This window comes from Shewanella sp. FJAT-52076 (assembly GCF_019457455.1).
GTDB classification, from domain to species: Bacteria; Pseudomonadota; Gammaproteobacteria; order Enterobacterales; family Shewanellaceae; genus Shewanella; species Shewanella zhangzhouensis.
The window spans coordinates 15,570-31,376 of the sequence record NZ_CP080415.1 but is presented as its reverse complement, the minus strand read 5'-3'; the positions used below and the strand labels follow the sequence as shown (position 1 = coordinate 31,376).

The following is a 15,807-nucleotide window of genomic DNA, read 5'->3' as shown; positions in this document are numbered from 1 at the left end:
GGCTCACAAACGGGCATCATAAATACGCAATTGCCAAAGGGGTCACACTTATGGCGCAGGAAATTGCCTTGGCAGCGACACTCAATTAGAATCATCTAATCAAAAGTGTCGCTGAGAGCCGTAAATGCAACCGAATATTGATGTAAATGCCATGGTAGGTAACGCAGAATCCGCAGCCAAGTGGCTCAAAGCCATTGCCAATCCTTATCGGCTGATGATCCTGTGTCTGCTGCTGGACAATGAAATGAGTGTTACCGAGCTCAATGAAATCGTCCCCTTGAGCCAATCTGCGCTGTCTCAGCATCTGGCCGTGCTCAGGGCTGAAGATCTGGTGGATACCCGCAAGAGCTCGCAGCTGGTCTACTACAAGCTCAAGAACGAACAGGTCACTGAAATTATCTCAATTCTGCACCAGCGCTACTGCAGCGTTTAAAGTACTTTGGTTTTAAGGTGCTTTGGTTTTAAGGTGCTTTGGTTTTATGGTGCTTTGCGGGCGGCAAAAGTGTCGGCAAAGTCATCCACCTTGTCCCAGTCGGTAAACTCGAAGGTGCCCTTGATATCTGTGGGGCCCTTGGTGATCCACATGATGAAGCGGATCATGGTACGGTCAAACAGGCCGTAGCGGGGATAATCAATCTTACCGGCAAATACCCCCAACTGCTGTGGCTGCCATTGGGACAGCTGCAAAAACTTTTGCATATAGGGGTTGGTCTCTGGGGTATTTTTTTCACTCTTGCGGGCAACCACGTTCACGGTGAAAAATCCGTTTATCTTACTGCCAAGTGCAGCCCCATGCCTGGCGGCAAACTCAAACAGTGTCGGCCTGTGTTTGCCATAGCGTATGCTGGCCCCCACCAATACCTTATCCGCCGCCGCAAGCAGGACATCTGCCTCTGCGATATCCGCCATTGTGACCTGCTCTCCGGCCGCCTCACAGCGCGCCTTGATACGCTCACAAATCTTGCGGGTCTGGCCATCGACTGTGGAATAGAGGATCAGAGTATGGGTCATCAGGTTCTCCAGAAAGTGGGGGTAAAGAGCACCAACAGAGTAAAAATTTCCAACCGGCCAAACAGCATGGCCACCACCAGTACCCACTTGGCACCATCGCCTATGCTGGCATAGTTACTGGCCACTTCGCCAAGCCCCGGGCCCAGGTTATTCAGGCAGGCCGCCGTGGCACTGAAAGCGGTAATGTCATCCAGTCCCATGGCCATCAAAATCAGCATACAGATAACGAACACCAGGGCGTACGCCGAGAAGAAACCCCACACAGCATCCACGACCCGGTCCGGCAGCGCGGTTTTACCGATACGGATAGAAAACATGGCTCTGGGGTGGATAAGGCGTTTCAACTCACGGCTACCCTGCAGTAGCAGAAGTACGACCCGGATAACCTTGATACCGCCTGCAGTAGAGCCACCACAGCCGCCAATAAAACTGGAGAAAATCAGCAGCATGGGTAAAAACAGCGGCCACAGGTGGAAGCTCTCGGTGCCGAAGCCCGCGGTAGTGGAAATAGACACCGCCTGAAACAGTGCATAATCGAAGGTTTCTTCCGGTGAGTCGTAAATCCCTGAATGGTAAAGCGTCGCAAAACAGATGGCAGTCAAGAGTAGCTGAATAGCGACCAAAATCTTGAATTCGGTGTCTCGGAAATACACCCTGAGGTTAATGCCTCTGCGGCTAATGGCGGCAAAGTGCACACTGAAATTCACTGCGGCAATGATCAAAAACACGACGCAAATCATATTGATGGCCGGGCTATCGAAATACCCCATACTGGCATCATGGGTAGAGAAGCCACCGATGGCGATAGTGGAAAACGAGTGGCAAATCGCATCGAATACCGACATACCGGCAGCCCAGTAGGCAGTGGCACAGGCTATGGTCAGCAGCAGGTAAATGTACCAAAGCGCCTTGGCTGTCTCAGCGATGCGTGGGGTCATCTTGCTGTCTTTCACCGGGCCGGGAATTTCGGCGCGGTACAGCTGCATGCCACCAATACCAAGCACCGGCAAGATGGCTACGGCGAGCACGATGATCCCCATTCCACCCAGCCACTGCAGCAAGTGCCGATAAAACAGAATCGCCTTGGGCAGGCTGTCCAGCCCCACAATCACGGTCGCCCCTGTGGTGGTGAGCGCTGAAAACGACTCAAAGAAGGAGTCAGTCCAGCTTAAATCCGGCGTGGATGAGAAGATAAATGGCAGTGCACCGATAGACCCCAGTACTGTCCAGAACAGCACCACTATCAAGAAACCTTCTCGGGTGCGCAGCTCCGACTTATGCTTGCGATTGGGATACCAAAAAATAAAGCCCAGGATCAGGCTCACCACAAAGGCCTGAATAAATGCAGTACCACCGCCATCTTTGTAATAGATAGCGACCAGCGCCGGTGGCAACATGGTGATGGAAAACAACCCCATCAACAGGCCGGTGATCCTTATTATTGTTCTGTATTGCATGGGGCGGTTCTGGTATTCCCTTGATGCCGGGCGCTTTTTGAGTAATTGGGGGATTGTCGCACAATTCCCCGTTACAGGCACTCATTCACGGTCATCAAAATATAATCGCATTTGATGCGGGCATTTTATTCGGTTTCAGTAAATGCCACCTGAATTTGCCCGGCGCTAAGGGTCGCCAAATCCTGATTGAGGGGCGTGAGCTTGTCTTTTGCCAAAACAAACTCAAGGTTTACAGCACCGGAAAAGTCCCGACGGCTTATATCGGCGCCGTACTTGCCAAGCAGGTATTCGATATCCGCAAGCTGGGCATAATCACAGCGGAGAGACGAGGGATACTTAAGTTCCTTTAAGCGGGTTTCCAGGGTGGTTAACGCCTTTTTGATACCCGAGGTATAGGCCCGCACCAAGCCGCCCACACCCAACTTGGTACCGCCGTAATAGCGCACAACAATGGCCATCACTTCACCCAGCCCTGAGCCTTGCAAAGTAGCCAACATGGGCCTGCCGGCACTGCCGGCGGGTTCACCATCGTCACTTGATCCCATGGCAACACTGTTGTCAGGTGCTGCGGCGACATAGGCCCAACAATAATGACTGGCACCCGGGTAGCGCATTTTCACGTCAGTGAGTACTGACTTCAGTTTTGCTTCTGAGTCGCAGTGGTCCAGCAGGGTAATAAATCGGCTGGCTTTGATTTCTTCTTCAAATACCAGCTCACCTGCTGGAATGAGGTACTTCTCGGCCACTGTCAGTTAAGCCCCAGATCCCGGGTCATGTTCTCGTTGCGTTCCTGATGCACAATCACGTTATCCTCGATACGTATCCCGCCGAAGGGGCGCAGGGTATCAACCATGTCCCAGTTCACGGCTTCTGCCCGGCCATCGGCCTTCAGTTCGGCCAACAAACTGTCGATGATGTAAAAGCCGGGCTCTATGGTCAGCACATGGCGTGGCGCGAGAATACGGGTACAGCGCAGGAAGGGATGGCGCTCCGGTGCCGCCAAATGGGTGCCGCGCTCATCGTGTGCAAACCCGGCCACATCATGCACCTGCAAGCCCAGCATATGGCCAAGCCCATGGGGGAAGAATGCGCTGGTCACCCCCTGCTCCACCAAGTCGCTGGCATCCCCCTTGGCGATACCAAACTCCAGCAGCAGTTGCGCCAACTTGTGATGGGTAGCCAGATGCAGCTCAGTAAAACGCACGCCGGGGCGCATCATGTCCACCAGCTCACGCTGCATCTTGTCCATTGCCTTAATAAGTTCATCAAACACATTTTTTTCAAAGGCATAGGTGCGGGTAATGTCTGCGGCATAGCCATTAAAAGAGGCGCCGGCGTCAATTAAAAACGAATGCCGGTTCGCCGGAGCCCCGTGTTCCAGCGCAGTGTAATGCAGGATGGCCGCATTCTGATTCAGGGCAATGATGTTGCCGTAAGGCACGTCGTTCTCACCCTGGCCGATGGCTGACAAATATTGCTGCTGTATTTCAAACTCGCTGGCGCCCTTATAGAAGGCCTCCCGCGCGGCGTTGTGGCCTATCACAGCGATGCGGTTGGCTTCACGCATACAGGCCAGCTCATAGTCGGTCTTGAAGCTTCTGTGCCAATGGAAGTAGTTCATCACCCCATCGGGATTTCGATTCTTGAAGCCCAGCACGTCGGCCACGTCCAGATGCTCACCAATGTAAGCCCAGGCATCGAGATTTTTTGGCAGCAGATCCGCCACCTTCTCCGCCTTGGTCAGAAGCTTGATCTCGAAATGCTCGGTCCAGAAACTTTCGGGCACATCACTGACCTTATGCCAGAAATCCACCGGGCGATAAAACACCAGCACAGGCTTATCGCGACCATTGGTTAATATCCAGCAGTTGGGATTGTCCAACACCGGCAGCCAGGCCTTGAAATGCGGATTGGCCTTAAAGGGATAGTTAATATCATCCAAAAACTGACGGTGGTATTGGCCCGAATGAATGGCCAGACCTTCGAGTTGCTCACGGGCCAGCACATCGGCCACCCGGCGGTTTTGTTCATTGATGTGATTGACGTACAGCGGGGCCAAATTTTCCATGTGAATTATCCTGTCTGCGATGTACGACACCTGACGGAATTTTTGAAAAACCACATCCCAAACACCGTCTTGGCGAACTATTCTGTGTGCTGTGCAGTGTATCACAAAGGCCAAAAAGCGCCCTAGCCGCCAAACAATTAAACGATCGTTTTAATTGGGTGTTGTAATTTTTGTTTTTTGGACGCACACTGGCAAACAAATGGTCAAATGATGGCCGCATTTGCTGTGATAAGGAGAGTCCGTCGCCAGATGGATTCCTGACCAAAAGGAAAGCAAGCACATGATCTACCAAAGTCCTACAATCCAGGTCGAACTGACCGATGGCAAGATTGCCCGGCTGTGTTTCAACGCTCCCGGCTCGGTCAACAAGTTCGATCGTGAAACCCTCGCCTCCCTCAATGCCGCACTCGATGTTCTCAAAGACTCTGATGCCAAGGCCGCTGTCCTGACCTCTGGGAAAGACACCTTTATTGTTGGCGCCGACATCACCGAGTTTTTGGCCCTCTTCGCCGAAGAAGACGCCAAACTGATGGAGTGGATAGCCCAGGCCAACGTAGTATTCAACAAGCTGGAAGACTTGCCTTTCCCAACCGTGTCGGCCATCAAGGGCTTCGCCCTGGGCGGAGGCTGTGAAGCGATTCTGGCCACCGATTTCCGTGTTGCCGATACCAGCGCCAAGATAGGTCTGCCAGAAACCAAACTCGGCCTTATCCCTGGTTTTGGCGGTACCGTACGCCTGCCACGGCTGATTGGTGCCGATAACGCACTGGAGTGGATCACCACAGGTAAAGATCAGCGCCCCGAAGATGCCCTTAAAGTGGGTGCAATCGATGCCGTAGTTGCCCCGGAAAATCTGGAAGCGGCTGCCATTCAGATGCTCAACGACGCCCTCGCCGGCAAGCTCGACTGGCAAGCCCGCCGCGCCCGTAAACAGGCGCCGCTGACGCTGCCCAAACTCGAAGCCATGATGTCTTTCACCACCGCCAAAGGCATGGTGTATGCCGTTGCCGGCAAGCACTACCCTGCGCCCATGGCAGCCGTGTCCGTGGTTGAACAAGCAGCCGGTATGAGCCGCGCCGAGGCCCTGGTCGTCGAGCACAACGCCTTTATCAAGCTGGCAAAAACCGATGTTGCCACTGCGCTTATCGGTATTTTCCTCAACGACCAGTTGGTAAAAGGCAAGGCGAAAAAGGCCTCCAAACTGGCGAAGGACATCAAGCACGCCGCCGTATTGGGCGCCGGAATCATGGGTGGTGGTATTGCCTACCAAAGCGCCAGCAAAGGCACCCCTATCGTCATGAAAGACATCAATCAGGCCGCATTGGATTTGGGTCTGAACGAAGCTGCCAAACTGCTGAGTGCTCAGGTTGCCCGCGGCCGCTCAACCCCAGACAAGATGGCCAAGGTGCTCAATAACATCACCCCGGCTCTGGACTACGCCCCTATCAAAGACGTCAACGTCGTTGTTGAAGCCGTGGTGGAAAATCCCAAGGTTAAGGCCATGGTGCTGGCCGATGTGGAAAATGTAGTGGCCGAGGATGCGATTATTGCTTCCAACACCTCTACCATCTCCATCGATTTACTGGCCAAGAGCCTCAAAAACCCTGCCCGCTTCTGCGGCATGCACTTCTTTAACCCGGTACACAAGATGCCGCTGGTTGAGGTCATTCGCGGTAAAGACACCAGCGAAGAAACTGTCGCTTCCGTGGTGGCTTATGCCAGCAAGATGGGCAAAACCCCCATCGTGGTAAACGACTGCCCGGGCTTCTTCGTAAACCGTGTACTCTTCCCTTACTTTGCCGGCTTCAATGGCCTGTTGGCCGATGGTGGCGACTTCGCAGCCATCGACAAGGTGATGGAAAAACAATTTGGCTGGCCAATGGGTCCTGCCTACCTGCTGGACGTTGTTGGTCTGGACACAGGCCATCATGCTCAGGCCGTGATGGCAGAAGGCTTCCCGGACCGCATGGGCAAGTCAGGTAAAGATGCCATCGATGTGATGTACGAAGCCGGTCGCCTCGGTCAGAAGAACGGTAAGGGTTTCTACCAGTACAGTATCGATAAACGTGGCAAGCCAAAGAAAGACGTGGATCCTGCCTCTTACACCATGCTTGCCGAAGCCTTTGGTGCTCAGAAAGCCTTCGACGCCGATGAAATTATTGCCCGCACCATGATCCCCATGATCATCGAAACGGTACGCTGCCTCGAAGAAGGTATTGTTGCCAGCCCGGCCGAAGCCGATATGGGTCTGGTGTATGGCCTTGGCTTCCCTCCATTCCGCGGCGGTGTATTCCGCTATCTGGATACCATGGGCGTGGCCAACTTTGTGGCACTGGCCGATAAATATGCCCACCTGGGCGGCCTGTATCAGGTTACCGACGCCATGCGCGAACTTGCCAGTAACAATGGCAGCTACTATCCAAAGGCCTGATTAGGGAAGGATTATCAAAATGAAACAAGCCGTTATCGTAGATTGCATCCGTACTCCCATGGGCCGTTCCAAGGGTGGTGTATTCCGTAATGTTCGCGCCGAGACCCTGTCTGCCGAGCTGATGAAAGCCCTGTTACTGCGTAACCCCGGCGTTGACCCAAACACCATTGAAGACGTGATCTGGGGCTGTGTGCAGCAAACACTTGAGCAGGGCTTTAACATAGCCCGCAACGCCTCACTGTTGGCTGGCGTGCCTAAAACGGCCGGTGCCGTGACCGTTAACCGCCTGTGCGGTTCTTCCATGGAAGCCCTGCATCAGGCATCCCGTGCCATCATGACCGGCATGGGTGATACCTTCATTATTGGTGGTGTTGAGCACATGGGTCATGTGCCCATGAACCACGGTGTCGACTTCCACCCTGGCCTCGCCGCCAATGTGGCCAAGGCCTCTGGCATGATGGGCCTGACTGCCGAAATGCTGGGTAAACTGCACGGTATCAGCCGTGAAATGCAGGACCAGTTTGCCGTTCGCTCACACCAGCGAGCCCATGCAGCCTCGGTTGAAGGCCGCTTTGCCAACGAGATTTATGCCATCGAAGGCCACGATGCCAACGGTGCCCTTATCAAGGTGGATTACGACGAAGTTATCCGTCCGGAAACCACACTCGAGTCCCTGGCCGGTCTGCGCCCCGTGTTCGACCCAGCCAATGGTACAGTAACCGCAGGTACCTCTTCTGCACTGTCTGACGGCGCCGCTGCCATGCTGGTGATGGAAGAAGAAAAAGCCCGCGCCCTGGGCCTGACTATTCGTGCCCGGGTGCGTTCCATGGCCGTGGCCGGCTGTGACGCCGCCATCATGGGTTATGGTCCTGTGCCTGCCACTCAAAAGGCACTGGCCCGTGCAGGTCTCAGCATTCAGGATATGGATGTGATTGAGCTGAACGAAGCCTTTGCTGCTCAGTCTCTGCCTTGTGTGAAAGACTTGGGGCTGATGGATGTGGTGGACGATAAGGTGAACCTCAACGGTGGTGCTATCGCCCTGGGTCACCCACTGGGCTGCTCCGGTGCCCGTATCTCCACAACCCTTATCAACCTGATGGAACATAAGGACGCTACTCTGGGTCTGGCAACCATGTGTATCGGTTTGGGCCAAGGCATTGCCACTGTGTTTGAACGTGTGTAACACGGCCCAAACGCAGTAAGTAAAAAGCCGACCATTGGGTCGGCTTTTTGTTTCACGTGAAACAGCGTCAGATTTTAAAGCGGCCAGTGATGCTCTTTAAATCCAGGGCAAGCTCACTGAGTTGTGTGGAGGCAACAGCCGTCTGCTCCGAACTGGCCGCATTCACAGCCGCAGCATCGCTTATCACAGCAAGACTTTGACTGATATCCTCGGCCGCCAACGTTTGCTGAGATGCCGCTGTAGCAATTTGCTCTGCATTGGCGGCGATAGACTCTATCTCTATGTGAGTGTTACGAATGGCTTCGGCGGTACATTCGGCGCTGTCGACCGTTTGCTGAAGATGCCCTGTACTTTCCCCCATTACCCCAACGGCATTTTGTGTGCCCTGCTGCAGCAAAGCAATCATCTCTTCGATATCGCGGGTCGATTGCGCTGTCTTTTGTGCCAGTTGCCGTACTTCGTCAGCCACAACGGCAAAACCACGCCCCTGTTCTCCCGCTCGGGCCGCCTCAATCGCGGCGTTCAGGGCGAGCAAATTGGTCTGGTCTGCGATGCCACGGATGACCTCCAGCACCTTGCTAATTCCCTGGCTTTGCCGCTCCACGTTGCGAATAACATCGGTTGCTTCAGTAATCGCAGAAGCCAGGCTATTGATGGTAGCTATATTACTTCTTACCTGAGTGTCGGCGATTTGCGACAACCCGTACGCCGCCTGAGTCGAGTCAGCTACCTGTCGAGCATTGTGTGCCACGTCAGCGATGGTGGCCGTCATTTCATTTATCGATGTCGATACACGTTCAATATTTGCTTGCTGATGAAACAGACTCTGATTGGTTTCTTCGCTCGCGACACGGGTTTGTTCTGATGCTGCAGAAAGCTGCTCGGTAATACCCACAATCCGTGAGACCAGCTCTCGAAGATTGTGAGACATGGTTTCCATGGCGAGATACACACCTGTCTTCTCGGCATGGCAAAAGTCGATGGCCAAGTCCCCCCCGGCCACACGTTCTGAAATTTGTTGCATAACGGCTGGTTCGCCCCCTAAAGGACGTAATACGGAACGCAGGATCAGCCGAGCAAAACCAACCACCACCAGCACAGAAATCCCCAAAACTATCCACAGGCTATTTTTAATAGCCACAACAGATTCCAGCGCTTCTGCCTCATCGATTTCCACAATCAAGGCCCAGCGAATTTTGCCTGCCAAATCGGGGCTGATTGGCCGGTATGCCGACAGCACCAAATTCCCCTGATAGTCGGCTATGACTTCCATGCCGCTTTCACCGTTTAGGCCTTTTCTGGATGCCACTGTGTTGATGCCATTCGCTTCCACTGAACCGGCAAAACTGGCAATAACCGAGCGGCGCACTGGGTCCAGAAGCGAGTCCGAGCGCATACGAAAGTCGCTGCCAACCAGATAGCTTTCTCCCGTATCCCCCATACCGGCTCTTTGACTCATTAATTGATTGATGCGGTCAATCGAGAGCTGAAGCGCTACCACGGCGATTAGGCGCCCATGATAAACAACCGGCATCCCAATGAAGGCTGCCGGTTGTCCCCCACTGGGGGTATATGGCATAAAGTCAACCATTTCAATATTTTGGCTTGCTAATATGTTCCTGAAGAGATCCGCGAGGTTGGTGTCTTTGTAAGGCCCGGAAACCAGATTCGTTCCATAGTCGGATTCTTTTGCATGGCTGTAAGCCAAGTCGCCATCCGGTGCAATGACAAACAGGTCATAGTAGCCATATTCCTTCACCATTTGGGTGAAGTAGTCCTCATGCGCATGGGTAATATGTCTAAGAGAGGAGCCATCACTGAAACTCACCATGTCGACCATGGCAGCAGCCAGCATCTTAAGATCGGCTCTATTATCGGCAAAGTATTCTGTCAGCTGGTTTTCCTTCAGCTGCCTCACAGCTTCCAGCTTGTTATATACCTGAGCTTTCAATGCCCGCTCGGCAAGCTGCTCCGATACTACCCCTGCAATGACCAACGGCAATAAGCCAATGCACAGCAGCCCATACCAAATCCCCTTTTTAAACGACATTGCCTTATCACTACCCCATAGTCTGCAGAAATCTGTATTGCTTGTATGGCGAGCAACACTAGCAATCGAACTTAAGTCTGCAACTATCAAATGGTTATTTGCTTATTCATGGAATTGCGTACGGGGTGAGATTGAACGTTTTAGGTGCCAAATCGCTGAGATTATGAACACTGTCCGAAAAGTTGAAAAATCTTTTCCCACTAACGTCAGTCGTTCCACGTGGAACATCGACTTTGCGCGATACCGCATAATCCAGTGTTGGCTTGGCGTTGCCACAGTGAGTGGAGTAAAATTTGCCCCAATGACCATTGCTCTCTTTTCAAGATTTCTTATGACCAATATTTTTGCCGAAGCCGATAAGCAACTCGATGCTTTGGGACTGCGTTGTCCAGAACCTGTGATGATGGTACGCAAAACAGTGCGCCACATGGCAGACGGTGAAACCCTGCTGATTATTGCAGACGATCCTGCCACCACTCGCGACATTCCGAGCTTTTGCGAGTTTATGGACCATACCCTGGTCGCCAGTGATACGTCAGTAACACCCTATCGATACCTGATTAAAAAGGGCCTCTAGTAGAGTCCTTGAAGATTATTATTTGAAACAGAAATGAGGTTTTCCTGATCCTGGATTTATGAGATAACAACTTGACGTGCGCTAAGGACTAGCCTGCATTATTCAGTCTTTATCTCAATAACTATAACGATTAGGAAACCCAGATGTTCAAGACCCGTCTCCACCCAACCATGATTGCGGTGGCATTGGCTTTTGCTCCTGCAGCCTATGCCGCCGGCGACGCCGAAACCTGGCAAGTAAACGCCCCGACCAATGCTCCGCTGGAAAAAGTCAGTGTCGATGTAAACGAAGGCACCTGGATGAACCTGAGCCTGAGCCCGGATGGTAAGTACATAGTTTTTGACCTGCTGGGTGACATCTACCGCATCCCAGCCAAGGGTGGTGAAGCTGAAGTACTCGCCAGTGGTATTGCCTGGCAGATGCAGCCAGTTTACAGCCCTGATGGCAAGTACATTGCGTTTACCTCGGATCAGGACGGTGGTGACAACCTCTGGGTAATGGATGCCGATGGTAAAAACCCACGCGCAGTCACCAAAGAAACTTTCCGCTTGATTAACAGCCCAGCCTGGAGCCCTGATTCCCAGTATCTGGTGGGTCGAAAGCACTTTACCGCCAGTCGCAGTCTGGGTGCCGGTGAAGTCTGGCTGTATCACATCAGTGGCGGTGAAGGTGTTCAGCTAACCGAGCGCCCCAATGATCAGAAAGACCTGGGTGAACCTGCTTACTCACCCGATGGCCGTTATATCTATTTCAGTCAGGACGCTACGCCCGGAAAGACCTTCCACTATTCCAAAGATTCCGTGGCCGGTATCTACAAAATTAAGCGCTATGACACCCAAACCGGTGAGATTGAAGTGCTGATTGAAGGTACCGGTGGTGCAATCCGGCCTACACCCAGCCCAGATGGCAAAAAGCTCGCCTTTATCAAGCGCGATGGATTCCAATCCACTCTCTATTCATTGGACCTGGCTTCGGGCGCGAAAGAAAAGCTGTACGGCGAACTCGACCGTGACATGCAGGAAACCTGGGCTATTCACGGTGTTTACCCCACCATGGCCTGGGATAAAAACAGTAACGATATTCTGTTTTGGGCCAAGGGCAAGATCCAACGTCTGAACGTATCCAGCAAAAAAATCACCGAAGTGCCCTTCCACGTGAAGACACAGCTGGATGTGCAACCCTCAGTTCGATACACCCAAAACCTTGATCACAATACCTTCGATGTAAAAATGCTGCGCATGGCCCAGGTTTCACCTGACGGTAAGCATGTGGTGTATGAGGCACTGGGTAAGCTTTGGATTAAATCCTTACCTGAAGGTAAGGTCAGCCGTTTAACCAAACTGGATGACGGCATTTCTGAGCTGTACCCGACCTGGTCTCGGGATGGCAAGCAATTGGCCTTTACCACCTGGACCGATAAAGATCAGGGCACGGTACAGGTAATTAGCCTCGGTAATCGTAAGACCACCAAGATAACTCAGGTGCCAGGCAAGTATGTTGAACCTGTATTCTCGCCCAATGGTGAGCTGCTGGTTTACCGCAAAGCCAGCGGTGGTTACATCACCCCGACGACCTGGTCAAAGGATCCTGGTATTTACAAAGCCAGTTTGAAAACTAAAGAAAACACCCGCATCAGCGCGCTGGGCTTCCAGCCACAGTTTGGTGCCGATAGTGGCCGGGTGTACTTTATGGAAAGTGGCGAAACCCCACAGTTCTCCTCTATCAATCTGGATGGTTTTGAAAAACGCACTCACTACACCAGCAAGCATGCGACCGAATTCCGTATTTCCCCCGATGGTGAGCAGCTGGCTTTTGCCGAGCGTTTTAAAGTTTGGGTAACCCCTTTTGCCAAACACGGTGAGACCATTGAGATTGGCCCCAAGGCCAGCAATCTGCCTGTTACGCAGCTGAGTGTTCGCGCCGGTGAAAGCTTAAGCTGGAACAGCAAGAGCAATCAGCTGTACTGGACCCTTGGCCCCGAACTGTATCAAATGCCAATCGATAGCAGCTATAGCGCCAAGGCAGATGCAACATCAAAACCTCAGCCAACGATCACCAATATTAGCTTCGAACAGAAGGCCGATGTTCCACGTGGAACCATTGCCTTTGTCGGCGGCAAAGTGATTACCATGGATAAGGACCAGGTGATCGACAATGGTGTGGTGATAGTAACAGATAACAAAATTTCAGCTGTAGGCAGTAAAGATGCAGTAACCATCCCTGCATCGGCTGAAGTTATCGATATCAGTGGCAAGACGATTATGCCGGGTCTGTTTGATGCCCACGCACACGGTGCTCAAGGTGAAGATGAAATCATTCCTCAGCAGAACTGGAATCTTTATGCGGGCCTGTCACTTGGTGTAACCAGCATCCATGACCCATCAAACGATACTACTGAAATTTTTGCCGCGTCCGAGCAGCAGAAGGCCGGTAAGATTGTTGGCCCGCGTATCTTCTCAACCGGCACTATTCTTTACGGCGCTAACCTGCCCGGTTACACCAGCCATATCGATTCTGTTGATGATGCAAAGTTCCACTTGGAACGCCTGAAGAAAGTTGGCGCGTTCAGCGTTAAGAGCTACAACCAACCGCGCCGCAACCAGCGTCAGCAGGTGATTGCCGCCGCACGCGAATTGGAAATGATGGTTGTGCCTGAGGGCGGCAGTTTGCTGCAACATAACCTCACCATGATTGCCGATGGCCACACTACTGTAGAACACTCTCTGCCAGCGGGTGCCATCTACAACGACATTAAGCAGTTTTGGGGCCAGACCAAGGTTAGCTATACCCCAACACTCGTCGTTGCCTATGGTGGTATTTCAGGTGAAAACTATTGGTACGATAAGACAGATGTATGGGCTCACCCACGTTTGTCCAAGTTCGTACCGGGGGATCTGCTCAAGGCTCGCTCAATGCGTCGCCCCACGGCACCAGAAGGCCATTACAACCACTTCAATGTCGCCCGTGTCGCCAACGAGCTGAACAATGTTGGCGTACATCCCAACATAGGTGCTCACGGTCAGCGTGAAGGCTTGGCAGCGCACTGGGAAATGTGGATGTTTGCCCAAGGCGGTATGAGCAACATGGAAGTGCTGAAGACGGCGACCATCTACCCAGCCAAGACCTTTGCCATGGATCATCAATTAGGTTCAATCAGTGAAGGTAAGCTGGCTGACCTCATCGTTATCGATGGAGACCCACTGGCCGATATCCGTGTAACCGATAAAGTGACCCACACCATGGTTAACGGCAAACTCTATGATGCCGAATCCATGAATCAGCTTAACGGTGACAAGCGCCAGCGTCAGCCTTTCTTCTTCGAAGAAATCTAACCGGTGTTCGCAAAATCATCTCCTCTCAGGAGATGATTTCTGAAAACGAAAAAGGTGTTCCACGTGGAACACCTTTTTATTGGCTGGCCAGTCGCTCCCAGCATCAATACTTTTGGTAGCAATGGCAATCAACCGTGTGGTCATTCACCATGCCGACCGCCTGCATAAAGGCATAGCAAATAGTGGGGCCGACGAAGTTAAAGCCGAGTTTCTTAAGCGCCTTGGACATAGCTTCCGATTCCGCCGTCTGGGCCGGTACCTCTGAAATGGACGCAAACCGATTGACCTTGGGTGCGCCACCAACAAAACTCCACAAAAACGCAGAGAAGTCATTCCCGGCATCAACGTAACTCAGGTAGGCTCGGGCGTTGCGGATAATGGAGTTCACCTTGGCACGGTTACGGACTATGCCCGGGTTTTGCATTAACTCCTCCACCTTGGCCTCATCGAAATTGGCAATGATGGCAGGCTCAAAGTAGGCAAAGGCGGCTTCGTAATTTGCCTGCTTCTTTAAGATGGTGATCCAGGAAAGACCTGCCTGCTGCCCATCGAGACATAACTTGGCAAAGAGTTCCCTGGAATCATATACCGGCCTGCCCCAAACCTCGTCGTGATACTGCTGATACAGGCTATCGTTCCCTACCCAAGCGCACCGATTCCTACTGTCTGCCATCGTCTTTCCCTGTGTTTTAGCCCAAAATTCGCTAAAAAATAGCCTACATAAGCACAGATCTACAAGGTATAATCGAACCCATTTTCTATTTTCAGCTGACAGCAGTAGACATGACGACGAAATACGACGTAAAGACATTCCAGGGCTTTATTTTGACCCTGCAGGATTACTGGGCTCAGCAAGGCTGTGCCATTGTCCAACCACTGGATATGGAAGTCGGTGCCGGCACCTTCCACCCTCAGACCTTCCTGCGTGCCCTCGGCCCCGAGCCAATGAGCAGCGCCTATGTGCAGCCTTCACGCCGCCCAACCGATGGTCGCTACGGTGAAAACCCGAACCGCTTGCAACACTACTACCAGTTCCAGGTCGTATTGAAGCCATCCCCTGACAACATTCAGGAACTCTACTTAGGCTCGCTGCAAGCCCTGGGTATCGACACCCAAATCCACGACATTCGCTTCGTGGAAGACAACTGGGAATCGCCAACACTGGGCGCCTGGGGTCTGGGCTGGGAAGTGTGGCTCAACGGCATGGAAGTGACTCAGTTCACCTACTTCCAGCAAGTGGGCGGTATCGAATGCAGCCCAGTGACCGGTGAAATCACCTATGGTCTCGAGCGTCTGGCCATGTACATCCAGGGCGTAGACAGCGTTTACGATCTGGTATGGACCGATGGCCCTATGGGTCGCATCACCTACGGCGATGTGTTCCACCAGAACGAAGTAGAACAATCTACCTATAACTTTGAGCACGCCGACGTGGACTTCCTGTTCGGCATGTTCGACCAATGCGAAAAAGCCTGTCAGCATTTGTTGTCATTGGAAACTCCTCTGCCTCTGCCCGCTTACGAGCAAGTCATGAAGGCCTCACACGCGTTCAACCTGCTGGATGCCCGTCACGCTATCTCTGTGACCGAGCGTCAGCGCTACATTCTGCGTGTGCGCACCATGGCCAAAGCAGTTGCCGAAGCCTACTACAAGGCCCGCGAAGCCCTCGGCTTCCCGATGTGCAAATAAGAGGAAGAT

The 15,807-nt window shown here is 52.7% G+C and carries 12 protein-coding genes; 6 read left to right on the top strand and 6 right to left on the bottom strand.

The window, feature by feature from the left end; all coding sequences use genetic code 11:
- The first annotated feature begins 124 nt into the window (after nucleotides 1-124).
- On the top strand, nucleotides 125-433 hold the full coding sequence (locus tag K0H79_RS00130; RefSeq protein ID WP_011758160.1) for a metalloregulator ArsR/SmtB family transcription factor: 309 nt from the start codon (nucleotides 125-127) through the stop codon (nucleotides 431-433).
- A 44-nt stretch (nucleotides 434-477) separates the two neighbouring features.
- Here the strand turns inward: K0H79_RS00130 and hemG are convergent, their stop codons facing one another.
- From hemG to pepQ, 4 genes are all read right to left on the bottom strand, one after another.
- Nucleotides 478-1,011: a menaquinone-dependent protoporphyrinogen IX dehydrogenase gene (hemG, locus tag K0H79_RS00125; protein ID WP_220076925.1), complete on the bottom strand. Its 534-nt coding sequence runs from the start codon at nucleotides 1,009-1,011 to the stop codon at nucleotides 478-480.
- Nucleotides 1,011-2,468, bottom strand: a complete 1,458-nt coding sequence (locus K0H79_RS00120) for a TrkH family potassium uptake protein (RefSeq protein WP_220066223.1) — start codon at nucleotides 2,466-2,468, stop codon at nucleotides 1,011-1,013. Before K0H79_RS00120 ends, hemG begins: the two co-directional genes overlap by 1 nt.
- Before the next feature lie 125 nt (nucleotides 2,469-2,593).
- The gene (locus K0H79_RS00115) at nucleotides 2,594-3,214 is read right to left on the bottom strand and encodes a YigZ family protein (protein WP_220076924.1); all 621 of its coding nucleotides are present in this window, start codon (nucleotides 3,212-3,214) and stop codon (nucleotides 2,594-2,596) included.
- A gap of 2 nt (nucleotides 3,215-3,216) precedes the next feature.
- Nucleotides 3,217-4,536 carry a Xaa-Pro dipeptidase gene (pepQ, locus tag K0H79_RS00110; RefSeq protein WP_220076923.1) on the bottom strand — a complete coding sequence of 440 codons (1,320 nt, stop codon included), beginning with the start codon at nucleotides 4,534-4,536 and terminating at the stop codon, nucleotides 3,217-3,219.
- Nucleotides 4,537-4,816: 280 nt separating this feature from the next.
- Between pepQ and fadB the strand changes: the two genes are divergently transcribed.
- A complete protein-coding gene (gene fadB, locus K0H79_RS00105) occupies nucleotides 4,817-6,967 on the top strand; it encodes a fatty acid oxidation complex subunit alpha FadB (protein ID WP_220076922.1) in 2,151 nt (716 codons plus the stop codon).
- Between the two features lie 19 nt (nucleotides 6,968-6,986).
- On the top strand, nucleotides 6,987-8,150 hold the full coding sequence (gene fadA, locus K0H79_RS00100) for an acetyl-CoA C-acyltransferase FadA (RefSeq protein ID WP_220066219.1): 1,164 nt from the start codon (nucleotides 6,987-6,989) through the stop codon (nucleotides 8,148-8,150).
- Nucleotides 8,151-8,217: 67 nt separating this feature from the next.
- Here fadA and K0H79_RS00095 read toward each other — a convergent pair whose 3' ends face one another.
- On the bottom strand, nucleotides 8,218-10,290 hold the full coding sequence (locus tag K0H79_RS00095) for a methyl-accepting chemotaxis protein (protein ID WP_220076921.1): 2,073 nt from the start codon (nucleotides 10,288-10,290) through the stop codon (nucleotides 8,218-8,220).
- A 241-nt stretch (nucleotides 10,291-10,531) separates the two neighbouring features.
- Between K0H79_RS00095 and tusA the strand changes: the two genes are divergently transcribed.
- Together tusA and K0H79_RS00085 are read left to right on the top strand one after the other, a co-directional pair.
- Nucleotides 10,532-10,777: a sulfurtransferase TusA gene (gene tusA / locus K0H79_RS00090; RefSeq protein ID WP_220066217.1), complete on the top strand. Its 246-nt coding sequence runs from the start codon at nucleotides 10,532-10,534 to the stop codon at nucleotides 10,775-10,777.
- Nucleotides 10,778-10,920: 143 nt separating this feature from the next.
- Complete coding sequence (locus K0H79_RS00085) at nucleotides 10,921-14,109, top strand: amidohydrolase family protein (RefSeq protein WP_220076920.1); 3,189 nt, start codon at nucleotides 10,921-10,923, stop codon at nucleotides 14,107-14,109.
- 103 nt (nucleotides 14,110-14,212) lie between these two features.
- On the opposite strand, the gene K0H79_RS00080 is transcribed toward K0H79_RS00085, so the two are convergent.
- A complete protein-coding gene (locus K0H79_RS00080; RefSeq protein WP_220076919.1) occupies nucleotides 14,213-14,782 on the bottom strand; it encodes a DNA-3-methyladenine glycosylase I in 570 nt (189 codons plus the stop codon).
- A gap of 110 nt (nucleotides 14,783-14,892) precedes the next feature.
- On the opposite strand from K0H79_RS00080, the gene glyQ reads away from it, so the two are divergent.
- Entirely contained in the window at nucleotides 14,893-15,798 is a 906-nt protein-coding gene (gene glyQ / locus K0H79_RS00075) for a glycine--tRNA ligase subunit alpha (RefSeq protein WP_126168880.1), read from the top strand.
- Nucleotides 15,799-15,807 lie beyond the last annotated feature (9 nt).